This is a genomic window from Micromonospora sp. GCM10011541 (genome assembly GCF_042650725.1).
GTDB lineage: Bacteria > Actinomycetota > Actinomycetes > Mycobacteriales > Micromonosporaceae > Micromonospora > Micromonospora sicca.
In genome coordinates this window covers 754,074-775,876 of record NZ_JBHSBP010000049.1, presented here as the reverse complement: position 1 = coordinate 775,876, position 21,803 = coordinate 754,074, and the positions used below count along the sequence as shown (strand labels likewise).

At 73.4% G+C, this 21,803-nt stretch carries 20 protein-coding genes, 2 tRNA genes and 1 pseudogene; 7 read left to right on the top strand and 16 right to left on the bottom strand.

Features of this window, described 5'->3' with window-relative positions:
• Positions 1-24: 24 nt before the first annotated feature.
• Entirely contained in the window at positions 25-1,263 is a 1,239-nt protein-coding gene (locus tag ACFOYX_RS20885) for a glycosyltransferase (RefSeq protein ID WP_109801222.1), read from the bottom strand.
• A gap of 187 nt (positions 1,264-1,450) precedes the next feature.
• On the opposite strand from ACFOYX_RS20885, the gene ACFOYX_RS20880 reads away from it, so the two are divergent.
• From ACFOYX_RS20880 to ACFOYX_RS20870, 3 genes are all read left to right on the top strand, one after another.
• Positions 1,451-2,449 carry an SDR family oxidoreductase gene (locus tag ACFOYX_RS20880; protein ID WP_322441264.1) on the top strand — a complete coding sequence of 333 codons (999 nt, stop codon included), beginning with the start codon at positions 1,451-1,453 and terminating at the stop codon, positions 2,447-2,449.
• Between the two features lie 59 nt (positions 2,450-2,508).
• Positions 2,509-3,234, top strand: a complete 726-nt coding sequence (locus ACFOYX_RS20875) for an ATP-binding protein (RefSeq protein WP_322441263.1) — start codon at positions 2,509-2,511, stop codon at positions 3,232-3,234.
• Between the two features lie 103 nt (positions 3,235-3,337).
• Complete coding sequence (locus ACFOYX_RS20870; protein ID WP_109801224.1) at positions 3,338-3,910, top strand: DUF5709 domain-containing protein; 573 nt, start codon at positions 3,338-3,340, stop codon at positions 3,908-3,910.
• Positions 3,911-3,926: 16 nt separating this feature from the next.
• On the opposite strand, the gene ACFOYX_RS20865 is transcribed toward ACFOYX_RS20870, so the two are convergent.
• Both ACFOYX_RS20865 and macS read right to left on the bottom strand, forming a co-directional pair.
• A complete protein-coding gene (locus tag ACFOYX_RS20865) occupies positions 3,927-4,565 on the bottom strand; it encodes a response regulator transcription factor (RefSeq protein ID WP_322441329.1) in 639 nt (212 codons plus the stop codon).
• Between the two features lie 38 nt (positions 4,566-4,603).
• Positions 4,604-5,728, bottom strand: coding sequence for a MacS family sensor histidine kinase (gene macS / locus ACFOYX_RS20860; RefSeq protein ID WP_322441262.1), 1,125 nt, complete (start codon positions 5,726-5,728; stop codon positions 4,604-4,606).
• Between the two features lie 121 nt (positions 5,729-5,849).
• Here macS and ACFOYX_RS20855 point away from each other — a divergent pair, with 121 nt between their 5' ends.
• On the top strand, positions 5,850-6,317 hold the full coding sequence (locus ACFOYX_RS20855; RefSeq protein WP_322441328.1) for an ATP-binding protein: 468 nt from the start codon (positions 5,850-5,852) through the stop codon (positions 6,315-6,317).
• Positions 6,318-6,373: 56 nt separating this feature from the next.
• On the opposite strand, the gene ACFOYX_RS20850 is transcribed toward ACFOYX_RS20855, so the two are convergent.
• Positions 6,374-7,312 (bottom strand): ribose-phosphate pyrophosphokinase, encoded by a 939-nt coding sequence (locus ACFOYX_RS20850; protein ID WP_109801227.1) that lies wholly within the window; start codon positions 7,310-7,312, stop codon positions 6,374-6,376.
• Between the two features lie 81 nt (positions 7,313-7,393).
• Positions 7,394-8,227: a phosphoribosylaminoimidazolesuccinocarboxamide synthase gene (locus tag ACFOYX_RS20845; protein WP_322441261.1), complete on the bottom strand. Its 834-nt coding sequence runs from the start codon at positions 8,225-8,227 to the stop codon at positions 7,394-7,396.
• A gap of 184 nt (positions 8,228-8,411) precedes the next feature.
• On the opposite strand from ACFOYX_RS20845, the gene ACFOYX_RS20840 reads away from it, so the two are divergent.
• Positions 8,412-9,737, top strand: coding sequence for an extracellular solute-binding protein (locus ACFOYX_RS20840; RefSeq protein WP_322441260.1), 1,326 nt, complete (start codon positions 8,412-8,414; stop codon positions 9,735-9,737).
• Between the two features lie 96 nt (positions 9,738-9,833).
• On the opposite strand, the gene ACFOYX_RS20835 is transcribed toward ACFOYX_RS20840, so the two are convergent.
• From ACFOYX_RS20835 to ACFOYX_RS20795, 9 genes and pseudogenes are all read right to left on the bottom strand, one after another.
• Positions 9,834-10,085: a hypothetical protein gene (locus ACFOYX_RS20835; protein WP_322441259.1), complete on the bottom strand. Its 252-nt coding sequence runs from the start codon at positions 10,083-10,085 to the stop codon at positions 9,834-9,836.
• 51 nt (positions 10,086-10,136) lie between these two features.
• Positions 10,137-11,450 (bottom strand): MFS transporter, encoded by a 1,314-nt coding sequence (locus tag ACFOYX_RS20830; RefSeq protein WP_322441258.1) that lies wholly within the window; start codon positions 11,448-11,450, stop codon positions 10,137-10,139.
• Positions 11,447-12,052 (bottom strand): helix-turn-helix domain-containing protein, encoded by a 606-nt coding sequence (locus ACFOYX_RS20825; protein ID WP_322441257.1) that lies wholly within the window; start codon positions 12,050-12,052, stop codon positions 11,447-11,449. Before ACFOYX_RS20825 ends, ACFOYX_RS20830 begins: the two co-directional genes overlap by 4 nt.
• Before the next feature lie 113 nt (positions 12,053-12,165).
• A tRNA-Met gene (locus ACFOYX_RS20820) sits at positions 12,166-12,239 on the bottom strand.
• Between the two features lie 131 nt (positions 12,240-12,370).
• Positions 12,371-12,447, bottom strand: a tRNA-Met gene (locus tag ACFOYX_RS20815).
• A 55-nt stretch (positions 12,448-12,502) separates the two neighbouring features.
• On the bottom strand, positions 12,503-13,420 hold the full coding sequence (locus ACFOYX_RS20810; protein WP_322441256.1) for a hypothetical protein: 918 nt from the start codon (positions 13,418-13,420) through the stop codon (positions 12,503-12,505).
• Positions 13,410-13,920 (bottom strand): annotated as a pseudogene (locus tag ACFOYX_RS20805) (SigE family RNA polymerase sigma factor). The gene ACFOYX_RS20810 and the pseudogene ACFOYX_RS20805 overlap by 11 nt, the downstream one beginning before the upstream one ends.
• 150 nt (positions 13,921-14,070) lie before the next feature.
• Positions 14,071-17,061 carry a UPF0182 family protein gene (locus ACFOYX_RS20800; RefSeq protein WP_322441255.1) on the bottom strand — a complete coding sequence of 997 codons (2,991 nt, stop codon included), beginning with the start codon at positions 17,059-17,061 and terminating at the stop codon, positions 14,071-14,073.
• A 124-nt stretch (positions 17,062-17,185) separates the two neighbouring features.
• On the bottom strand, positions 17,186-18,199 hold the full coding sequence (locus tag ACFOYX_RS20795) for a PDZ domain-containing protein (protein WP_322441254.1): 1,014 nt from the start codon (positions 18,197-18,199) through the stop codon (positions 17,186-17,188).
• Between the two features lie 184 nt (positions 18,200-18,383).
• Here ACFOYX_RS20795 and ACFOYX_RS20790 point away from each other — a divergent pair, with 184 nt between their 5' ends.
• Complete coding sequence (locus ACFOYX_RS20790; protein ID WP_255544066.1) at positions 18,384-19,616, top strand: zinc-dependent metalloprotease; 1,233 nt, start codon at positions 18,384-18,386, stop codon at positions 19,614-19,616.
• An 18-nt stretch (positions 19,617-19,634) separates the two neighbouring features.
• On the opposite strand, the gene ACFOYX_RS20785 is transcribed toward ACFOYX_RS20790, so the two are convergent.
• Together ACFOYX_RS20785 and ACFOYX_RS20780 are read right to left on the bottom strand one after the other, a co-directional pair.
• Positions 19,635-20,261 (bottom strand): hypothetical protein, encoded by a 627-nt coding sequence (locus ACFOYX_RS20785; protein WP_322441253.1) that lies wholly within the window; start codon positions 20,259-20,261, stop codon positions 19,635-19,637.
• A gap of 152 nt (positions 20,262-20,413) precedes the next feature.
• Entirely contained in the window at positions 20,414-20,944 is a 531-nt protein-coding gene (locus ACFOYX_RS20780) for a M48 family metallopeptidase (protein WP_322441252.1), read from the bottom strand.
• Positions 20,945-21,466: 522 nt separating this feature from the next.
• On the opposite strand from ACFOYX_RS20780, the gene ACFOYX_RS20775 reads away from it, so the two are divergent.
• The gene (locus ACFOYX_RS20775; RefSeq protein WP_007072829.1) at positions 21,467-21,634 is read left to right on the top strand and encodes a DUF5679 domain-containing protein; all 168 of its coding nucleotides are present in this window, start codon (positions 21,467-21,469) and stop codon (positions 21,632-21,634) included.
• Positions 21,635-21,803: the final 169 nt, after the last annotated feature.

Here is a 21,803-nt window from a genome sequence, read left to right as displayed (position 1 = left end):
CGGAGGCGGCCCGCCGTACCGGCGTCAGGCCGCCTCGACGGGCTTCTCGACCGGTTTCTCGGCGGGCTTCTCGACCGGCTTGCGCCGCCCGATGACCCGCTCGTAGAGCCGCTCCAGGGCGCCGGCCGTCCGCTCCCAGGTGTAGCTGCAGCGGACCCGGTCGACCGCCGCGTGCCCGTACGCGAACCGCCCGGCGTTGTCGGCCAGCAGCCGGCGCAGGGTGACCCCGAGCGCGCGGACGTCCCCCGGCGGCACCAGTTTGCCCGTCACCTCGTCCACCACCGCGTCGGCGATCCCGCCCATCGCGTAGCCGACCACCGGCACCCCGCAGGCCATCGCCTCCAGCGACACCCGCCCGGCGGACGAGTAGTGCGGCGTGCAGGCGACCACGTCGGCCGAGCGGTACCAGGTGGCCATCTGGTCGTGCGGCACCGCGCCGACCAGCTTCACCTGGTCGGCCACCCCGGTGCGTTCGGCCAGCTCGCGCAGCCGCCGCGCCTCGGCGTGGTCGGCCAGCTGCTCGGCGGGCGGCCCGCCGGCGATCACCAGCTCGGCGTCGCCGACCAGCCGCATCGCCCGGACCAGGTCCTCCTGGCCGTGCCCGGGCGACAGCCCGCCGACGGAGAGGATGCGGGCTCGCTGGTCCCGGGGCGCCGCCTCGCCGTCGGGGTGGAACTGCCCGGTGTCGACGCCGGTCGGCACCATCGCCACCGAGGTGCGTTGCAGTCCCATCCGGGTCAGCTCGTCGACCTCGTCGTTGCACTGCGCGACCGCGATGTCCACCGCCCGGGTCAGCGCCCGCTCCAGCGGGATCCGCTCCCCCGGCCCGTCGTACTGCCCGCCGAGGTGGCGCAGCTGCTCGACGCCGAGCGAGTGGAAGGTCTGCACGACCGGGATGTCGGTCTCCCGCACCCCGTGGGCGGCGGCCAGGCCACCGACCCAGTAGTGCCCGTGCACCACGTCCGGGGTCCAGTCGCCGGACCACCGCTCGGCCAGCCAGCGGCCGTACTCGGCCACGTGCGGGACCAGTGCGGCGGTGGGCAGCGGGATGGGCGGGCCGACCGGCACGCGTTCCAGCCGGTAGCCGTCCACCTCGACGCGCTCCGGCTGCCCCGCGGAGTCGCGGCGCTCGTAGACCCGTACGTCGTGGCCCCGGTCGGCGAGCTCGGCGGCGACCCGGGCGATGTGCTGGTGCGTGCCGACGGTCGGACCGTCGACCTGCCTGGACGGGCCGGCGTGCGCGCACACAAGGCCGACGCGCATGGTGCACCTCCATGCGTTCTAGCGAGCGGTGGGTCCTCCCGGTCAGAGGGTCCCATTAACCCGGCGCTGGTGAGCCGAAACCTGGCAGATCGGGACCGGACCGGCGGAGCGAACTCGGCCGGGCGCGACCGGGATCCGGGGCGCCCGGATCCGCATGACCCACCCGGACCGGGGGTACCGGCGAAGAATGCCTCTCACCCGCAACCTCGACGACGCCACGGTCGTCATCACCGGCGCCTCCAGCGGCATCGGCGCGGAGACCGCGTACGCGCTGGCCCGTCGCGGTGCCGACGTGGTGCTCGCGGCCCGCAGCGAGGAGGTCCTCCAGCGGGTCGCCGCGCGCTGCCGGGAACTGGGTGGGCGGGTCCTGGTCGTACCGACCGACGTGACCGACCCGGAGGCGGTGGAGCGGCTCGCCGCCCGCGCGGCGGCGGAGTTCGGCCGGATCGACGGCTGGGTCAACAACGCCGCGGTCAGCGCGGTGGGCCTCTTCGACGAGATCCCGGTGGCGGAGTTCCGGCGGGTGGTGGCGGTGAACCTCCTCGGCACGGCGTACGGGACGAAGGCGGCGCTGCCCTGGCTGGGGGCGGCCGGCGGCGGGGTCGTCGTCAACAACGCCTCGGTGCTGGCCGAGGTGGCGATGCCCTACCAGTCGGCGTACAACGCGACCAAGCACGGCATCCGCGGGCTGGCCGACACCGTGCGGCAGGAGCTGCGGGTGACCGGTCGGGGCAACATCTCCATCTGCACGGTGCTGCCGGCCACCATCGACACCCCGTTCTTCCGGCACGCCGCGAACCACAGCGGCCACGAGCTGACCCCACCACCGCCGGTGTACCCGCCGGAGGTGGTCGCCGAGACGATCGTGCGGCTGCTGCGCCGGCCGCGCCGGGAGGCGTACGCGGGCGGCGCCGCGCGGCTGCTCGGCCTGCAGTGGCGGCTGGCGCCGGCGCTGGCCGAGCGGGCGCTCGGCTGGTACACCCACCGGACCCAGTTCGGGCCGGGCGTCCGGCTGGACAGCACCGGCAACGTCTTCCGGGACGACGCCGAGGCGGAGCGCTTCGGTGGCTGGCAGGGCCGGCGGCGGCAGTTGGTCCGGGTGACCGCCGCCTTCGGGTTGGCGGCGGCCGGCACCGCCGTCGGCACGATGGCGGCGATCAACCGCCGGGCCCGGACGGACCGCTGATGAACCGCATCGACCGGTCGGATGCGCGGCCCGGACCCGGCATGCACAATGGGACGATCATGCCGACGGACGTGCGCTGCCTGGTGGAGACGGACGAATCGTCTGCGGTAGTCAGGCTGACCGGCGTGCTGGACCTGGCCGCCGTCGACGCCGTCCGGGACGCGTTGCTGGCCCGGCTCTGGGCCCGGCCCGGCCCGGTGATCGCCGATCTCACCCGGCTGCGGGTGGCCGAGCCCGCCGCCCGCGCCGTCCTCGACGAGGTGCGCCGCGTGGTGGCCGACTGGCCCGCCGCCGACCTGCTGGTGCTGGATCCGGCGGCCGCGCGGGAGGGGGCGCCGGTCCGGGCGACCCTGGACGAGGCGCAGGAGGAGTTGGCCGGGGCGCCGCTGGCCGCGGTGCTGAACGCCGACCTGCTGCCGACCGTCGGCGCGGCCCGGGAGGCCCGGGCGCTGGTGACCGACGGCTGCGACCGGTGGGGCGTGCCGGAGCTGGCGGAGCCGGCGTGCATCGCGGTGACCGAGATGGTCAACAACGTGGTGGCCCACGCGGGCACCCCGATGGCCGTCCGGGTGGCCCCGCGGGACAGCTCGCTGCACCTGGCCGTCCGGGACCACTCCTCCCGGCTGCCCGCGTACGCCGGCCTGGCCCCGCTCAACTCGGCCGGAGGCCGGGGCCTGCTGCTGATCGACACGGTCGCCCGGCGCTGGGGCAGCACCCCGTTGCCGGACGGCAAGGTCGTCTGGTGCGTGCTGCATCCCGAGGACGAGGTGGCCCACCGGAGCTGACCGGGGGCGCGGCCGGGCCCGGCCGGGGTGTTTCTTCCCTTTGCTCCCGATCCTCGGCCCTCGATCCGGTTAATCCGGGCAGCGCAGTGGGTAGTGCTCAGCCATGCGCGACGACGAGTACCCGACCCCCGTGTCCGACCCCGAGGCGGAGGGGCTGCCCGACACCGCCGACGACGACTCGACCGCCAACGACGACGTCCTGACCGGCCGCGAGGCGGACGGACCGGAGCCCGCCCAGCTGCCCGGGGACCGCACGCCGGTGGCGGTGGACCGGTTCGGGACCACCGCCGAGGAGCAGCTCGACGGCGAGTCGCTGGACTACAAGCTCCAGCGGGAGAGCTACGAGCGTCCGGCCGACGACCCCCTCGCGGGCCCGGTGGACCCGGGCATCGCCGCCGAGGCGGACAGCGAGGAGGCCGCCGCGCAGGCCCAGCTCGACGCCGACGTGATCGACCCGGGGCCCACCTCCGACCCGCGCTCGCCGGTCTCGATCTACGACCACGGGCAGCTCGGCAGCATCGCCGACGCCGAGGTGGGCCGGCTGGTCGAGCCGGACGAGGGCGCCCACACCGACCAGGAGACCGACAACGTCGCGTACGACGCCGGTTCGGCCGGTGGCGGGGCGACCGCCGAGGAGCTGGCCATCCACGAGACCCGGCCGCCGGAGGCGACCTAGTCGTCCGGGCCTGGTTCTAGTCGTCCAGGCCCCGTTCGATGGCGTAGCGGGTCAGCTCGACCCGGTTGTGCAGCTGGAGCTTGCCGAGCGTGTTCTGCACGTGGTTCTGCACCGTCCGGTGGGAGAGCCCGAGCCGCTCGGCGATCTGCTTGTACGACAGGCCCTTGGCCACCAGGCGCAGCACCTCGGTCTCCCGTTCGGTGAGCCGGGGTGCCGAGTCGGCGGCGGGCCCGCTCGGTGGCTCGGCCGCCAGCCGCCGGTACTCCCCCAGCACCAGCCCGGCGAGTCCCGGGGTGAAGACCGGCTCGCCCGCGGCGGTGCGCCGCACCGCGTCGAGGAACTCCGCCGGGGCGGCCGACTTGACCAGGTAGCCGGTGGCGCCGGCCTTCACCGCGTCCAGGACGCTCTGCGGCTCCCCGCTGGCCGACAGCATCAGCACCCGCACCTCGGGCAGCGCCGCACGCAGCCCGCGGATCACCTCGACCCCGGAGACGTCCGGCAGTTGCAGGTCGAGCACGACCACGTCGGGCCGGGCGGCGGCGGCCAGCCGCACGGCCTGCCGCCCCTCGCCGCTGGTGGCCACGACCAGGTGGCCGGCCTCGGTGAGGTCGCGGGCCACCCCCTCCCGCCACATCGGGTGGTCGTCGACCACCATCACCCGGACCCGGCCGTCCGGTTGCCCGGCCGCGCCGCTCACCGGGCGTCCCGGGGCACGACCAGCTCGATCTCGGTGCCCGCGCCGGGGGCGGAGACGATCCGCACCTCACCGCCGAGGTCGGCCACCCGCCCCCGGATGGCCTGGGCCACCCCGAGCCGCCCCTGGGCCGCGGCCTCGGCCAGCCGCCCCTCCGGGATCCCCGGTCCCTCGTCGCGTACCGAGACGGTCACCGTCTCCCCCTCGTCCTCGATCAGCACCCAGGCCCGCCCGCCGGCGTGCCGGGCCACGTTGTCCAGTGCCGCGCCGGTGGCGGCGGCCAGCTCGCGGGCGACCCGCGTGGGCAGCGGTACTCCGGTGGCCGGCGCGGAGACCACGACCGTCGTCGTGGCGTACCGGTCGAGCAGGGCGCGCAGGTCCCGGGTGCCGCCGTCGTCGTCCGGGTCGCCGCCGGAGCGGCCGATCAGCGCCCGCAGCGCGGCCTCCTGCTCACCGGCCAGCCCGGCCAGCTCGCCGCCCTCGCCGTCGAGCTGGGCGCCGCGTCGCTGCACCAGCGCCAGCACCTGGAGCACCGAGTCGTGGATGTCCCGGGCCAGCCGCTCCCGCTCCCGGGTCGCCGCCTCCAGCTCGACCGCCCGTTGCAGCCGCTCCTCGGCGGTCACCGCCAGCCGGGCGACGTGCCCGACCACCACCCCGGCCAGCAGCATCAGGATCACGCCGGTCAGCGACGACTGGCTGATCCGCTCCCGGGTGGCCAGGTCGGCGGCGCCGAGCACCAGGGCGGCGACCGCGCCGCGGCGCCGGCCGCCGGAGACCGCCCAGGCCAGCACCGGCCCGGCCAGCCAGGCCACGGTCAGGGTGGGCACGCCGGCGGCGAGCGCCGCGCGGCCCACCACCCAGGGGGTGGCCAGCACGATCGCCAGCACCACGCCGAGGTCGGCCAGGAGCAGCGGCCAGCGCCGTCCCGCCGGGCGCGCGTAGCCGGCCGCGGTCACCCCGGACCAGGCCAGCATCACCAGCAGTACGCCGCCGGCGGCCAGCGGGTGCGCGTACCGGTGGGCGTCGCGGAGAACCAGCACACCGACGTACGCCAGCGAGGCGAACCGGAACACCGCGATGGACCGCCAGAGCGGGACCTCGAGACCTCCGGGAGACGACGGCATGCGCGACACCATGCCACAGTCCAAGGGGACGCCGGGGACAGCCATGGATGCGGCTCGGGAAACCCTGACGTACGGTGGAAATGCCGCGAATAACTCCGAGATCCAGCGCCGGGACGGGGCCATGACGAACGCATCACCCCGCGTACCGCGTACGGTTGTGCCCATCGAATCTTCCCTCCTCATCGCCGAAGCCTTCGATCGGGCACAGGTGACCGAGCTGCGCCACTCGGTCACCTCCTGTGCGCACGCGGCGGGGCTCACCGGCCAGCGGTTGGACGACTTCGTGCTGGCGGTCAACGAGCTGATCACCAACGCCGTGCGGCACGGCGGCGGTAAGGGCTCGCTGCGGCTGTGGCGGCAGGAGGGCGAGCTGGTCTGCGAGGTCGCCGACCACGGGAACGGGATCAGCACCGGGTGGCTCGACGACCGGGCCCGCCCGGCCCCGGACACCGCCGGCGGGTGGGGTCTCTGGCTCGCGCGGGAGCTCAGCGACACGATGGAGGTCGTGACCGGCGAGGACGGCACGACCGTCCGGATCGGCGCCGCCGTCGCCTCGACCGAGCGCGTCGGCCGACACCGCGCCGAGTAGCCCCTCCCCGCCGGGAGTGGATCGACGCCGGCGCGCGCACGGGCCGGGGTCGGGCGTCAGCCGAAGAGAGCGCTGACCGACTCGCCGTTGTGGATCCGCCGCATCGCCTCGGCCAGCGCCGGCGCCACCGAGAGCACCTCCAGCTTCGGCACCCGCTTCTCCGCCGGGATCGGCACCGTGTTGGTGCAGACGATCTCCAGCACCCCGTCCTGGGCGCTCAGCCGCTCCAGCGCGCCGCTGGAGAAGAGGCCGTGGGTGCAGGCCAGCCGGATCGAGCGGACGTTCCGTTCGCGCAGGTGCGCGATCAGTTCGATCACCGTGCTGCCCTTGGCGATCTCGTCGTCCAGCACGATCACGTCCCGGTCCGTCACGTCGCCGATGACCGTGCTGATCTTCACCAGGTCGTCGCTGTACCGCTGCTTCGCGCCGGCCGCGACCGGGGTGCCCAGCATCCGGGCGAACGCCGCCGCCTCCTTGGCGTTGCCCAGGTCCGGCGAGACCACCACGGTGTTGCCCAGGTCGTACCCCTTGAAGTGGGCGGCCAGCTCGCGCAGCGCGTGCAGGTGGTCGACCGGGACGCTGAAGAAGCCGTGCACCTGCGGCGAGTGCAGGGTCATCGCGAGCACCCGGTCCGCCCCGGCCGAGGTGAGCAGGTCGGCCACCAGCCGGCCACCGATGGAGATGCGCGGGGCGTCCTTCTTGTCCGAGCGGGCGTACGCGTAGTGCGGCAGCACCACGGTGATCCGGCCGGCGGACGCGCCGCGGGCCGCGTCGGTCATGAGCAGCAGTTCGACCAGGTGCTCCTGCACCGGCGGCACCAGCGGCTGGATGAGGAAGACGTCGCGTTCCCGGCAGTTCGCCTGCAACTGCACCTCGAGGCAGTCGTTGGCGAACCGGGACACCCGCACCGGGTGCAGCGGAACGGCGAGGTGGGCGCAGATCTCGGCGGCGAGGTCGGGATGGGCGGTTCCGCTGAATACGGCAATGTCACGCACGCCTGGTGATCGTACGGACCGACGTCGGGCGACCGCGCGCGCTCCCGCGGGTACGGGCTGCCGTGCCCGGAGAGTCCCGCGTCAGTTCCAGCGGTTGCCGGTCAGCTTCTCGTAGACCTCGACGTAGCGGGCCCGGGTCGCCTCGACCACCTCGGCCGGCACCTCCGGCGCCGGGGGCTGCTTGTCCCAGCCGCTGCCGGTGGCCCAGTCCCGGACGTACTGCTTGTCGTAGGAGAACTGGGCGCGGCCCGGCTGGTACGACTCGGCCGGCCAGAACCGGGACGAGTCGGAGGTGAGGACCTCGTCGGCGAGAACCAGAGTGCCGTCCGGCGCCCAGCCCAGCTCGATCTTGGTGTCGGCGACCAGGATGCCCCGGTCGGCGGCGATCTCCGCGCCGCGCCGGTAGACGTCGATGGTGATCCGGCGCAGCCGCTCGGCGACCTCCGCGCCGACCTTGTCGACGACCTGGTGGTAGGTGATCGGCTCGTCGTGCTCCCCCTTCGGGGCCTTGGTCGACGGGGTGAAGATCGGCTCCGGCAGGATCGACGCCTCGACCAGGCCCCGGGGCAGCTCGACGCCGGAGACCGCGCCGCTGCGCTGGTACTCGGCGAAGCCGCCGCCGGTCAGGTAGCCGCGGGCCACGCACTCGACCGGGACCATGTCGAGCCGGCGGCAGCGGATCGCCCGGCCGGCGAACTCCGCCGGCACGTCGGTGGCGGAGATGACGTGGTTCGGCACCAGGTCGGCGAGCTGCTCGAACCACCAGAGCGAGAGCGCGGTGAGCAGGCGACCCTTGTCCGGGATCGGGGTGGGCAGCGCCACGTCGTAGATCGAGATCCGGTCCGAGGCGACCAGGATCAGGTCGTCGCCGTCGGTGTAGACGTCCCGGACCTTGCCAGAGTGCAGAAGTTCCACGGCGCCTAGTACACCATGTGGCGCAGCGACGCCCGGTGCGACCACCGCGCGTCCGACCGGCCCTCGGCGCACCGGTGTCGAAGGACCCCCGTACGGGGGCAAACCGCCCCGGCGTTGACACCCTCGCCCGCTGCCTGTGTAAATGGTCCGTCCGCAGCAGCTCGCCAGCGCCCCAGGAGTCCCCGTGCGCGCTCACCCGCTCGTGCCGCCCCGCCCCGGTCTCGACCGGCGGCGGCTCCTCGGCGCGCTGACCGGCCTGCCGCTGCTCGCCGCCGGCGGCCTCGCCGGGTGCGGCCGGGAGGAGGAGACGCGGGTCGACGACGGGCCGATCGAGCTGTCGGTCTTCTGGTGGGGCGGGACCCGGCGGGCCGAGGCCACCGAGAAGGCGCTGCGCCTGTACTCCCAGGAGAGCCCCCGGGTCCGGTTCCGGGTGACCTGGCAGGGGCTCACCGGCTACTACGACCGGCTGGCCACCCAGGCCACCGGCGGGAACGTGCCGGACCTGTTCCAGATCGACGACACCGTCCTCACCGAGTACGCGCAGCGCGAGATCGTGCTCGACCTCAGCGGGTACGTCGCGGACAAGCGGCTCGACCTGGGCGGCCTGCCGGAGGGCCTGGCCCACTACGGCCAGGTCGACGAACGTACGGTGGCCGTGGCCGCCGCCCAGACCAGCGCCGCGCTGGTCTACAACCGGGACCTGCTGCGCCGGCTGCGGGTGCCGGAGCCGCGCACCGGCATGTCCTGGCGCGACTACGTGGAGTGGGCCGCCCGGGTCACCCGCGACTCCGGCAAGCGGGTGGCCGGGACGATGGATCCCTCGGGCGACTATCGGGCGCTGTGGCTCTGGCTACGGGGCCAGGGCGGCGAGTTGTACCAGGGGCGGCAGCTCGGGTTCGGCGGCGCCGAACTGCTCGACTGGTTCGAGCTGTGGCAGGTGGCGCGGAGCCGGCGGGCCACCCCGAGCGCGGCCCTGGTGGAGCAGGCCGACACCGGCGACCTGGCCCGGCAGCTCGTGGTCACCGGGCACACCGCGGCGTCCTTCGCCTGGTCGCACCAGCTGGCGGAACTCCAGCGCCACACCGACGACGAGCTGGGCATCGTCAGCCTGCCCGGCAGCCCGGCCGCCCAATGGGCGCGGGCGTCCATGTACTGGGCGGCGTTCCGGGGCACCCGGCACCCGAGGGTGGTCGTCGACGTGATCAACTTCCTCACCACCAACGTGGCGGCCGGCCGGATCCTCGGCGTCGAACGCGGCCTGAACGCCAGCAGCGCGGTGCGCCGGTTCGTCGCCGACGGCGTCACCGACCGGGCCCAGCAGCGGGTGGTCGCGTTCGGCACCGCCCTGGACGGCCTGCTCGGACCCGCCCCCGCGCCGCCGCCGAAGGGGCACGCGCGGGTGCGTACCCTGCTCATCGCCGCCGCCGAGAGCATCCGCTCCGGACGCTCCGGCGCCCGCGCGGCCACCGCCAAGTTCATCGCCCAGGCGAACGCGGCCCTGGCCGAGTGACCGGCCGCGCGGCCCGGCCGGGGGCGTCCCCCAGCAGGTGGACCGCGGAGCGCGGGCCCGGCGGGCGTCGGCCGCCGGGCCCGGGCCCAGGTCGGATCAACGCGGCGGGCCACCCCGCCGGCCGCGCATCAGTCGCAGCACCAGCAGCACGATCACGACGACCACCACCAGGCAGCAGAGCAGACCGAGGAAGCCCACACCGCCGCCCCGTGACCGCCGCCGCGCGGCCTCCACGACCAGTTCGCCGCTACCCGTGGACGCCCAGGCCGCGACCGGTACGAACACCGAGAGCACGACCGCACCGAGGACCGCGCCGAGCCGGCCCCACCACTTGCTCCAAGCAGACATGCCCCCATCCTCGCCGAACGGCGCAACCACGGCAGGGCGGACACGGACTCCTCACCGCCCTGAACTGCGCCCGGCCTCGGACAGCTCAGGCCGAGGACCGTCAAGACCGTCCAGGTGCTCGAGCGAACGCACCGCCGGGATCGGCGAGGGCAGCAGCCACAGCACGCACAGGACCCCGCCGACCGCCGCGATCCAGAGCGTGGGCCGGAGACCGAGCCAGGTGCCGAGTGCTCCGCCGGTCAGCGCGCCCAGCGGACGGACTCCGTAGTTGACCGTGGAGTATGCGCCGGCCACCCGACTACGCAGGCCGTCGGGTATCACGGCGGCGTTCAGCGCGTTGAGGTTGACGTCGAACAACATCACGCCGAGCCCGGAGAAGAACTCGGCCGCGGCCAGCAGCCCGACCCGCGCCCACAGCGGACCGTCCGCGACGGCGACGAGGGAGATCGAGGCCGGAAAGACGATCGCACCCGCCACGATGCTGCGCCCGACGCCGATTCGCGCGGACAGTCGCGGCGCGACGACGGCACCCAGCAGGCCGCCGACCGCACCGGCGCCGAGGGCGAGGCCGAGCAGCCCCGCGGACAGGCCGAGCGTGTGACTGGCGAAGAGCACGAGCAGGGCGCCGAACACGAAGCTGAAGTAGTTGACGGTCGTCGTGCAGCCGAGGGCCGCGCGGAGCACGGGGTCCCTGAGGGTGAACCTCAGCCCGTCCCGGGCCCGGCGCCACAACGTCTCCGGCTCGGGCTCCTCCGGGTGCGCCGCCGCGTCGTCGAGTCGGATCCGACCGATGCCCAGCGCGGAGGCCACGAACGACACCGCGTCGAGCAGGAGCGCGATCGGCGCCGTCAACACCTGCACCAGCACACCGCCGAGGGCGGGCCCGGCGATGAAGGAGACGGACCTGCTGGCGCTCAGCGCGCTGTTGGCGTCGAGGTAGCGGGACCGGTCCACCAGCCGGACGAAGAACGCGGGGTACGCCGTGTTGAACAGCACCGACGCGGCGCCGGTCAGCAGCGCGACCACGTACAACTGCGCCAGCGTGCCCGCGTCGAACGCGAACGCGACCGGCACCGTCACCAGCAGCGCCGCGCGGATCAGGTCAGCCGCCACCAGGAGCCGCTTCTTGTGCGCCCGCCGGTCCACCCAGGCGCCGAGGAAGATCCCGGTGAGGTTCGGCAGCCACACCAGCGCGGTCAGCAGCGACACCTGTGCGGCGGTGGCGTCGAGTACGAGCACCGCGAGGAGCGGGAACGCCAGCTCGGAGATCCGATCACCGAACTGGGAGGTCGCGTGCGCGACGAAGAACGACCGGAAGCGGGGCTGGCGGAACAGCGGCACGCGCGGCTCCGCCGCGCCGCTCATCGCTCCCCCGCCTCGGGCATGACGTAGCGCATGAACCGCACGTGCCGCGAGCCCGGGGGCTGGTCGGCCGCGTCGCGGGTTACGTACGGCGCCAGCACCTGTTCGATCGCGGCGTTGACGGCGGCCAGTTCCGCCGCGGTCAGCCGCACGGTGGTGTTCGACAGGCCCGCCTCCCGTTGCCACTCCGGTTCGAGCCGCGGCTCGTCCTCGGCCATCCAGCGCCGCGGCAGGTCGTCGTACTGCTGGAAGAGCGTCCGGCTGAGCAGCCGGCTCGCGGCTCGCCCCTCCTCGTCGTCGGGGAACCGGAAGCGGAAGCCCCGGGCGCTCGCCTCCCAGTACCGCTTACGCGCGTCCCCGCCGACGGCGCTGTCCCGGACCAGGCCGAACCCGGCGAGGTGGCGCACGTGCCAGCTGGTCACCGACGGGGAGGCGCCGACGTGCTCGGACAGCTCGGTCGCCGTCGCGGCGCCGTGCCGCTGGAGCCTCGACAGGATGGCCAGCCGGACCGGATGGGACAGCGCGCGCATCGCCGTGGGCTCGGTGAGTTCGAGGTCACCGTACGGGTTTCCCCCGGTCTCGTCCTCGGCGTTTCTGAGAGACATGTCTCGAGAGTACCCTCTCAGAATTTTCCGGACAACCGACAGGAGGCGAGAAACTCGGCCGGGCCACGACACGACGAAGGCCCCGGAGCGAACTCCGGGGCCTTCGTGACGAGTAGCGGGGACAGGATTTGAACCTGCGACCTCTGGGTTATGAGCCCAGCGAGCTACCGAGCTGCTCCACCCCGCGTCGGTATGTACAGCCTATCGCATGCCCGGCAGGGAGATCGGCCGGGTCCCCGATCCGGCCGAGGCGGCCGGAAACCACCGGGCGGAGAAGCGGAACGGCCCCGAGGATCAGATCCTGGGGGCCGTCCGGTGTGGTAGCGGGGACAGGATTTGAACCTGCGACCTCTGGGTTATGAGCCCAGCGAGCTACCGAGCTGCTCCACCCCGCGTCGGTACGACAACCGTAGCCTACCGACCCCCCGGCCCGCAAAACGGGACGGGCGGTCAGTTCCACCACCTCCGGATCGCCTCCATCGCGCGGCGGCTGTCCGCGTCGACCTGCGACCGGATGCTGGAGGTGTTCTCCCAGCCCTGCTCCCACAGCACGGTGACCACGTCCCCGATCCGGACCGCCCGGACCAGCCGGAGCTCGTCGCCACCGGTGGGGCGGCCGTTGACGTCCCGGTACGGCGTACGGACCTCGAACAGCACCGACTCGTCGCCGTACCCGCCGTCGTCCAACAGGCGCTGGGTGGACCGCACCCCCGGCGCGTCGGGCACCTGCTGCAGCGGGCAGTCCCGGACCGCCTGCCGCAGCTCCCGCAGCGCGTCGTCCGCCCGGCCGGCGCGGTAGATGGTGATGCTGTGCCGGTAGCTGCCGTCCGGCACGTACCCCGCGGGGGTGCCGGTCAGCTTGTACGCCAGCACGCGCGCCCGGCGCTGGACGACGCCGGACCCGCCGGGCTCGGCGCCGCAGAGCTCGGGCAGCACCGGCCCCGGCGTGAACTCCGCGGCGATCCCGGCGTCGTTCCCCGGGGCCAGGGCGAAGAAGGCCCGGTCCGGGATGGTGATCGGCGTCCGGGAGCTCGGCGGGCCGGCGGAGGGCGACGTGCCCGGGGTACGGGACGGGGTGGCCCGGGTCGTGGTCGGCGACGGCACCGGGGACGAGGCGTCGGGCGTGGGCCGCGCCGACGTGGGGGTGCCCGCCGGCGGCCCGGGCGGGGTGTCCGGACCCGAGGTGCGGACGAGCTGCGCGCCGGCCGCGGTCCCGGCGACCAGCGCCGCGACGGCCAGCGCCCCGACGGCGGCCCGGTTCCGCGCCCGACGGTCGGCCCGTCGACGCAGCTGCTCCGGCGCCATCAGCGCCCGCCCGTCGGTCTCCTCCACCAACGCCCGGTAGAGGCGGCTCAGTTCACGCGACATCGTCGACCTCCAGCTCCTCGGCGGAGACCCCGGGCAGCAGCTCGGCCAGCCGGGACCGGCCGCGGGGACAGCCAGGACTTCACGGTGCCGATGGGCACCCGAGCCTCCCGGGCGATGTCCTCCACCGACATGTCGAACAGGTAGTGCAGGGCCAGGGCCTGCCGCTGGTTCACCGGCAGCTGCCGGAGCGCGCCGACCAGCAGCACGCTGTCCTCGCCCGGTGGCCGCACGTGGTCCGGTGGCCCGGTACGGTTGATCGCCAGCCACCAGCCGCGCGACCGGCGCCACCGGTCCGTGGCGAGCCGGCTGACCACCAGGCGCAGCCACGCCGCCGGGGCCGGATGGGCAACCAGCCTCCCCCACTGCCGCCAGGCCCGGGCGTACGCCTCCTGGACGAGGTCCTGGGCCTCGCCCGGATCGCCCACCACCGCCCGGCCGTAGCGAAGGGTCCGGGCCGACGTGGTCCGGTAGAAGTCGTCGAAACTCGGCGCGTCCCTCATCTGGCGATCACTCCTCCCCGCTGGCCCACCTGAACAGATGACGGGGGAACCGGGCGCCGGGTTGCGGGCGCAGGGTCCGGAATGCGACAGAGCCCGTGGCCGGGACCGGTACGGGTCCTCGGGCCACGGGCTCCGTGGTCGAGCCGGGCGTCAGCCGTTCGGCGTGGGCGCTGGGGACGCCGAACCGGACGCCGGCGGGGACGCGGACGGGCTGCCGCTCGGCGTCGGCGCGGCCGACGGGTTGGCCGCCACCTGCGCCTGCTGGAACGCCGTCATCGCCTCGTCCAGGGTCTTCAGCGCCCGCCCGTACCGCTCGAAGTCGCCGGACGCCTGCGCGGCCTTGACCTCGGCGATGGCGCTCTGCACCTTGGCGGCGGCGTCGGCCAGCTCACCGGTCAGCGCGGGCGGGGCCCCGCCGGTGCTCGGCGGCGGCGTTCCACCGGCCGGCGGCGGGACGCCCTGGCCGGCCCGTTTGCCCTGCTCCACGAGCTGCTTGATGCCGTCGCTGAGGTTGTTCGCCAGCGCCACGTACGATGCGCCGTCGCCGTACGACAGCAGCACCTTCTGCAGCGACGGGAACGCGTCCTGGTTGTTGCTCTTCACGTAGACCGGCTCGACGTAGAGCATCCCGTCGGCGAACGGCAGCGACAGCAGGTTGCCGTACTGGACCTGGGCCTGGTTGGACGAGAGCAGGTTGAGCTGCTGCCGGATGTCGCCGTTGTTGGTCATCTGCTGGTGCACCTGCACCGGGCCGGCGGTCCGGGTCTGGTCCGGCAGCTCCAGCACCTCCAGCTTCGGCTGCCCGTCCACGTACGACCCGGAGATCAGCGCGGCGAGGTTCTGCCGCCCGTTGGGGGTGACCGCCGAGGTGAGCTGGAACCGCGGCCCCTCCTGCCCGGGGAACTCGGTGAACAGGTAGTACGGCGGCTGCTTCTGCCCGCTGTCCGGCGCGTCCGGCACGTTCGGCACCTGCCAGAAGTCCTGGCCCGAGTAGAAGTCGCCGGGGTCGGTGACGTGGAACTTGGTGAGCAGGTTGCGCTGCACCTTGAACAGGTCCGCCGGGTAGCGGAAGTGCTCGGCCAGCTCCGCCGGGATGGCCGACTTCGGCAGCACCAGGTCCCCGCCGAACGCCTTGTTCCACGCCTTCAGCACCGGGTCGGTCTCGTCGAACTGGTACAGCCGCACGGTGCCGTCGTACGCGTCGACCGTGGCCTTCACCGAGTTGCGGATGTAGTTGACGTTCTCCCGGGCGAGCTGGAAGGTGCCCCGCCCGGTCAGCTCGTCGGTGGTCTCCGCCTGGAGGTTGACCCGCTCGGCGTACGGGTAGGTCGCCGCCGTGGTGTAGCCGTCGACGATCCACTGGATCCGGCCGTTCACCACCGCCGGGTACGGGTCGCCGTCCAGGGTGAGGAACGGGGCGACCTTCTCCACCCGGTCGCGCGGGTTGCGCACGTAGAGCAGCTTGGAGTTGTCGTTGACCGCCTCGGAGAGCAGGAAGTTCGACTCCTGCTCCTTGATCGAGTAGAGCAGCCGGCGGGTGAACGACCCGATCTTGACGCCGCCGTCACCGGTGTAGGTGTAGTACTGCTCGCCGCCGGTCGAGGTCGGGCGGTCGAACTCGACGTTCCGCTTCTCGTCGGTCTGCCCGACGATCGCGTAGTCGTCGGCCTCCATCCGCTCGCCGTAGTAGATCCGCGGCTGCTGGGCCGGGATCTGCTCGCTCGACGAGGAGCAGCCCGCCGTCTCCTTGCCGGCGTCGCCGAGGAAGCCGGAGACGAAGTACGGCTGCCCGTTGCAGACCTGGTTGGCCGGGGCGGCGACCAGGCCGTAGCCGTGGGTGTAGACGGTGTGCCGGTTGATCCAGTTGTTCTGCTGCGGGGTCAGCTCGCCGTAGTTGATCTCACGGACGCCGACCACGTAGTCGGAGGTCTTGCCGCTCACCGCGTACCGGTCGATGTCCAGCTTCGGGCCGAAGTCGTAGAAGCCCCGGACCTGCTGGAGCTGGGTGTACGTCTCGGAGACCAGTTGCGGGTCGAGCAGCCGGATGTTCGACACCACCGAGGTGTCGGTGGCCAGGCTGGCCGGCGGGGTGAAGTTGTTCGCCGCGTACCCGGCGCTCTTCGTCCCGCCCAGCCCGAACGCCGACCGGGTCGCCTCGATGCTCCGCGAGATGTACGGCGCCTCCTTGTCCCGGGCGCTCGGCTTCACCTCGAAGGTCTGCACGGCCCACGGGTAGATGCCGCCGATCGCCACCGCCGAGACGCCGAGCAACGCCAGCGAGATGCCGGGCCAGACCAGGTTCCGCATCACCGCGTTGGAGAACACGATGATCGCGATGGCCACCACGATGGAGATGTACGCCAGGATCTCCTTCGCCGGCAGCAGCGCGTTCACATCGGCGTAGCCGGCGCCGTAGAGCTTGGCGCCCTCGTTGTACTCCAACAGCATCGCCCGCCGGTCCAGCAGGTACGCCACGAACTTGAGCAGCACGAAGGCGGCGACCAGCGTGCTCAGGTGGGCCCGGGCGCCGTTGGTCATCCGGTCCCCGACGCCCTGCAACCGGACCCCGCCGAAGATGTAGTGCACGGCCAGCGCGCCGAGCAGGGCGAGCACCACCGCGGTGAAGCCGACGCCGAGCAGGTAGCGCCAGAACGGCAGCTGGAAGACGTAGAAACCGACGTCGACACCGAACTCCGGGTCCTTCACGCCGAAGTTCCCGCCGTTGCGGAACAGCAGCCACTGACTCCACCGGCTCTGCCCGGACAGCCCGGCGAAGAGTCCGATGACCGCGGCGACCAGGGCGATCCAGGTGCCGAGCCGGGGGCTCAGCAGCATCCGGTACCGCTCCAGGGTGGCCTGCTCGACGGAGTGCGGGCGCATCCTCGGCCGCAGCCGGTGGGCCAGCCAGAGGTTGGCCGCGATGACGGCCGCCATGCCGAGCCCCACCAGCAGGAAGAGCAGCAGGCGGGTGGCGAGCACCCCGGTGAAGACCTGGGTGTAGCGGACCTCGTCGAACCAGAGCCAGTCCGTCCAGGCGTTGACACCCCACCCGAGCAGGGTGAAGAGCACGAACACCCCGATCAGGACCCCGATGGTGACGCGTCCGCGCCGGCTCATCCTCGGCAGGGGGCTGCTACGCATGACCACTGTTGGCTCCGCACGCTCGATGTGATCGGCTCCGACCAGGCACCCAGAGTACGGGGTGTTCCTGGACACGTCGGGTCAAGGTCACGTCACGATCGTCGGGCGTCCGGTGAGCCGTGGCTCAGCAGCGGGTCGGCTGTCCCCCGGCGCGCAGCTTCTCCAACGCGGTCAGCGCGTCGTCCAGCGTGGCCACCTTGAGCAGCGGCAGGTCGGGCTGCGGGTTGCGGACCGCCTCCGCGCAGTTGTCCGCCGGTACCAGGAAGACCTTCGCGCCGGCCTCCTTCGCGCCGACCAGCTTCTGGGCGATGCCGCCGATCGGGCCCACCCGGCCCTCGTCGTCGATGGTGCCGGTGCCGGCGACGACCTTCCCGCCGGTCAGGTCGGCCGGCTCCAGCTTGTCCACGATGCCCAGGGCGAACATCAGTCCGGCGCTCGGCCCGCCGATGTCACCCAGGTCGATCTTCAGGGTGAACGGGTGCGGCTGCTGCTGGTCGATCTCGACCCCGATCCGCGGCCGGCCGTCCTGCTCCCGGCTGGTCACGGTGGCCGTGGCGGCGGCCCCCTCCCGGAGGTAGCCGATCTTCAGCGCGGTGCCGGCCGGCTTGGCCCGGATCAGCTCGGTGAGCCGGCCGGCGCTGGTCACCGGCTGACCGTCGACCGAGGTGAGCGCGTCGCCGGGCTTGAGCACGTCCACCGACGGGCCGCCCGCGGTCACCGCCTTGACCAGCACCTGGATCGGGTAGCCCAGCTCCCGCAGCGCCGCGGTCTCCGCGCTGGTCTGCGAGTTCTGGAAGTCCTCGGCGTTGCGCTTCTCCACCTCCTCCTGGGACTCCCCCGGCGGGTAGACCAGCTCGCGGGGCACCACCGCCTCGTCCTTCGAGAACCAACCCGCCAGCGCCGAGCGGAGCTTGACCGTGGGCTGCACGCCGACCGTGGTGAGTCGCAGCTGCCCGGCGGAGGTGGACGTCGCCCGCCCGGTGACCTGGATGACCTCCTTGCCGTCCGAGGTGCCGAGCGTGTTGACCGTCGGGCCGGGGCCGAGCACCACGTACGGGATGGGCACGCTCAGCACGCCGACGCTGAGCAGGGCGGTGAGCAGTGCACCGAGGAGTACGGTCACGCCGCGACGTCTCATGCGGCAGAGCGTACCGATCCGCCCGGCGTCGCCCGGCGCGGTGACCGCGGGACTTCGCCCTCAGCGGAACGCCGGTGGCGGCGACCTGGGGCGGGGCACGCGTACCGTAGATGTCGTGCCTGATATTCCGTTCGGATTCGCGCTCCCGGGTGGGCAACCACCAGACCCCAACGATCCCGCGCAGATGCAGCAGTTCATGTCGCAGTTGCAGCACCTGCTCTCCGCGCCGGGCAGCGGGCCGGTCAACTGGGACCTCGCCCGGCAGGTGGCGGCCAGCCAACTCGCCGCCGCGGGCGACCCGGCGGTCTCGCCGTTCGAGCGCAACGCGGTGGAGGAGGCGCTGCGCATCGCCGACCTCTGGCTGGAGCCGGCGACCTCGTGGCCCACCGGCATCCGGACGTCCGTCGCCTGGAACCGCAACGAGTGGATCTACAAGACCCTCGACGTCTGGCGCAAGCTCTGCGACCCGGTGGCCAGCCGGATGGTCGGCGCCATGGGCGACCTGGTGCCGCCGGAGGCCCGGGCCCAGCTCGGCCCGATGCAGTCGATGGTGGCGACGCTGGGCGGCGCCCTCTTCGGCGGCCAGCTCGGCCAGGCGCTCGGCTCACTCGCCGCCGAGGTCCTCTCGGCCGGCGACATCGGCCTGCCGCTCGGCCCGGCCGGCACGGCCGCGCTCGTCCCGGCCAACATCCGGGCGTACGGCGAGGGCCTGGAGCTGCCCGAGGACGAGGTACGCCTCTACGTGGCCCTGCGCGAGGCCGCGCACCAGCGGCTCTTCCAGCACGTGCCGTGGCTGCGCGGGCACGTGCTCACCGCCGTGGAGAACTACGCCGCGGGCATCCGGGTCAACCGGGAGGCGATCGAGGAGGCGATGGGCCGGGTCGACCCGACCGACCCGGAGTCGATGCAGGCGATCGCCCTGGAGGGCATCTTCACGCCGGAGGACACCCCGGCGCAGAAGGCCTCCCTGGCCCGCCTGGAGACGGTGCTCGCCCTGGTCGAGGGCTGGGTCTGCCACGTGGTCGACACCGCCGCCGGCGAGCGGCTGCCCAACGTCGTACGCCTCGGCGAGGCGTTCCGCCGTCGCCGGGCCGCCGGCGGGCCGGCCGAGCAGACCTTCGCCGCCCTGGTCGGCCTGGAGCTGCGTCCGCGCCGGCTGCGCGAGGCGTCGGTGCTCTGGGCGGCGCTGACCGAGCACCGGGGCATCGCCGGCCGGGACGCGGTCTGGGGCCACCCGGACCTCCTCCCCTCCGACGACGACTTCGCCGACCCGGCGGCCTTCGCCGCCGGTGGGCTCGACCTCGACGACGAGCTGGCCTCCTTCGACTTCAGCGCGCCGGGTGGTCCCGAGGAGAAGGCGCCGGGCGGCGACACCCCGCCCCGCCCGGACGAGGGCGACGACACCGGCAAGTCCTGACCCGCCGGCCGGGGACGGTCAGCCGGCCTGGCCGGAGAGGAGGGCCCGGGTCGCCTCCCAGCCCTCGAAGGCCGGGTCGAGCGTGCCCAGGTCGGCCGGGCCGCGCAGCCGTCGCCAGCCGGCGGTCACCGCGACGTCGCCCGGGTGCGGGGCCCCGTCCCGAACGTCCGCGGGTACGGCGGTGTCCAGGTCCACCGGCGGCAACCACTCCGGCACGGGCAGCCGGGCCGCGACACCGAGCAGCCCCGGCCCGGATCCCTCGACCGGGGCGACCGCGACGGGCCGGCTGGTGAGCGGGCGGAGCAGCTTGCCGAGGGTCAGCCCGGGCACGTCGGGCGCGTCGGCGGCCACCACGGCCGCCTGGTCGTACCCGGTCCGCCCGCCACCGTCAGCGGCGGCCAGCGCGGCGAACACCGCGTTGACCGTGGGCGCGGCCACCTCGTGCACGGCCATGTCGGGCCAGACCACCGCATCGGCCAGCCACCGGTCGCCGGCCGTCACCGCGACCGCGGTCTCCACCTCGTTGAGCGTGGCGAGCAGGTCCACCACGTCCTCGGCCAGCGCCGTACGCCACCGCGTCGGGTCGATTCCTGGCGGGGTCCACGCCACCGGAGCGAGCAACGCCACCACCACACGTCGGGCCACGCCCCGACCCTAGCCCCGCGCTACGCACCCCGCCCGACCCGGACCACCGGGACCCCGCCCCACTCCAGATCCCCGCCGTGGCGCTGTCCGACACCCACCGACACCGCCAGGTCGGCGACCCGGAGTCGATCGACCGGGCGTGGCGGGGTGGCTCAGTCGGAGAGGGGGACGCCGGAGGCGGCCGCGACGCCCTCCAGGTAGCCGCGGGCCCGTTCGGTCTTCGGATAGCGGCCGACCAGACCCCAGAACCGGGCGTTGTGGCTGGGCACGATCAGGTGGGCCAGCTCGTGCAGGAGCACGTAGTCGACCACCCAGTCCGGCATGTCCTGGATGCGGTGGGAGATGCGGATGGTCCGGTCGGCCGGGGTGCAGGAACCCCAGCGGCCGTTCTGGTTGGTGACCCAGCGGACGCTGGCCGGCGCGGTCTCGGCGCGGTGGTCGGGCAGGTAGAGGTCGACCAGCCGGGCGGCGCGGGCGAGCAGCTCCGCGTCGGAGCGGGCCAGCCGACCCTCCCGGGCGGCGAGCCGGGCCAGCATCCGGTCGACCCACTCGCTCTCCTCGGCCCGGGAGAACTGGTCGGGGATGAGCACCACGACCCGCTCGCCGTCGCGGTACGCGGACACTGTGCGTCGCCGGCGCTGACTGCGCCGCACCTCGACGACGGGCTTCCGCGTCCCGGCCATCACTGACCCGCGCAGCCTCGGATGACTGTCACGAGGGAAAGCTAATGCGTACTGACCAGGGGTCCGCAAGAGTCAACACGACGACACGCGCCCGGAAAATGGTGGTTGGTCGCCAGGAGTCCTGAAAAATTTCTTTGCGGAGGACGAGAAGTCGTCTCCGGTCACCCTTCGTGGCGGCCGGTCCGGCCGCCGGCGCGTCACCTGCCGGCGCCCACCCACGTTAGGTGATCACCCGGCGGAGCGCCGCACGGGGGCCGCCGGAAGGGGGATCTGAGCGCATTCACCCGGCGTGTCCCCGCGAAACTGACTTATCCGACGTAATTCGGCATGCACACTCTCGACGTCGACTTCCTCACAGTGTCGATGCACAGCTGACATGGAACTGCCCGTTCCTGGGTAGGGTCCGCCAACCAGCGGTCATGAGCGTGGCCGCGGAGAAAGACCCAGCGCCGGCGCCTCGTGGCCCGCCGCCGGGAAACCCGCTGGGACGGCGTGTCCGGCGGACGAGACGAGGAGGCTACCGTGGCCGACCAGGCCCAGACCTACAACGGTTACTGCGTCAAGTGCAAGGAGAAGCGGGACTTCGAGGGGCACATCGAGGTCTCGAAGACCGGCATGAACATGGCCAAGGGCAAGTGCCCGGTCTGCGGGACAACAGTGAACCGCATTCTCGGCAAGGCCAAGGTCTGACCCGTACGGGTCCGGGGGAGGGGTGGCCGATGGCCACCCCTCCCCCGTTTGCCGTCCCGGGACGGAGCGGACTGTCGGCTGGCCGACACGACCACCGGCGGGCTGTGGAAAACCCGCTCATTCCTGTGGACAACCCTGGGTAGGGCGCGGCGCACCTGTGGACAACGAT

Bases quoted from the DNA above. Each gene is read 5' to 3' on its own strand.
- ACFOYX_RS20885 (WP_109801222.1), bottom strand. From the start codon at position 1,263: ATGCGCGTCGGCCTTGTGTGCGCGCACGCCGGCCCGTCCAGGCAGGTC.
- ACFOYX_RS20880 (WP_322441264.1), top strand. From the start codon at position 1,451: ATGCCTCTCACCCGCAACCTCGACGACGCCACGGTCGTCATCACCGGC.
- ACFOYX_RS20875 (WP_322441263.1), top strand. From the start codon at position 2,509: ATGCCGACGGACGTGCGCTGCCTGGTGGAGACGGACGAATCGTCTGCG.
- ACFOYX_RS20870 (WP_109801224.1), top strand. From the start codon at position 3,338: ATGCGCGACGACGAGTACCCGACCCCCGTGTCCGACCCCGAGGCGGAG.
- ACFOYX_RS20865 (WP_322441329.1), bottom strand. From the start codon at position 4,565: ATGGTGGTCGACGACCACCCGATGTGGCGGGAGGGGGTGGCCCGCGAC.
- macS (WP_322441262.1), bottom strand. From the start codon at position 5,728: ATGCCGTCGTCTCCCGGAGGTCTCGAGGTCCCGCTCTGGCGGTCCATC.
- ACFOYX_RS20855 (WP_322441328.1), top strand. From the start codon at position 5,850: ATGACGAACGCATCACCCCGCGTACCGCGTACGGTTGTGCCCATCGAA.
- ACFOYX_RS20835 (WP_322441259.1), bottom strand. From the start codon at position 10,085: ATGTCTGCTTGGAGCAAGTGGTGGGGCCGGCTCGGCGCGGTCCTCGGT.
- ACFOYX_RS20830 (WP_322441258.1), bottom strand. From the start codon at position 11,450: ATGAGCGGCGCGGCGGAGCCGCGCGTGCCGCTGTTCCGCCAGCCCCGC.
- ACFOYX_RS20825 (WP_322441257.1), bottom strand. From the start codon at position 12,052: ATGTCTCTCAGAAACGCCGAGGACGAGACCGGGGGAAACCCGTACGGT.
- ACFOYX_RS20810 (WP_322441256.1), bottom strand. From the start codon at position 13,420: ATGTCGCGTGAACTGAGCCGCCTCTACCGGGCGTTGGTGGAGGAGACC.
- ACFOYX_RS20800 (WP_322441255.1), bottom strand. From the start codon at position 17,061: ATGCGTAGCAGCCCCCTGCCGAGGATGAGCCGGCGCGGACGCGTCACC.
- ACFOYX_RS20795 (WP_322441254.1), bottom strand. From the start codon at position 18,199: ATGAGACGTCGCGGCGTGACCGTACTCCTCGGTGCACTGCTCACCGCC.
- ACFOYX_RS20790 (WP_255544066.1), top strand. From the start codon at position 18,384: ATGCAGCAGTTCATGTCGCAGTTGCAGCACCTGCTCTCCGCGCCGGGC.
- ACFOYX_RS20780 (WP_322441252.1), bottom strand. From the start codon at position 20,944: ATGGCCGGGACGCGGAAGCCCGTCGTCGAGGTGCGGCGCAGTCAGCGC.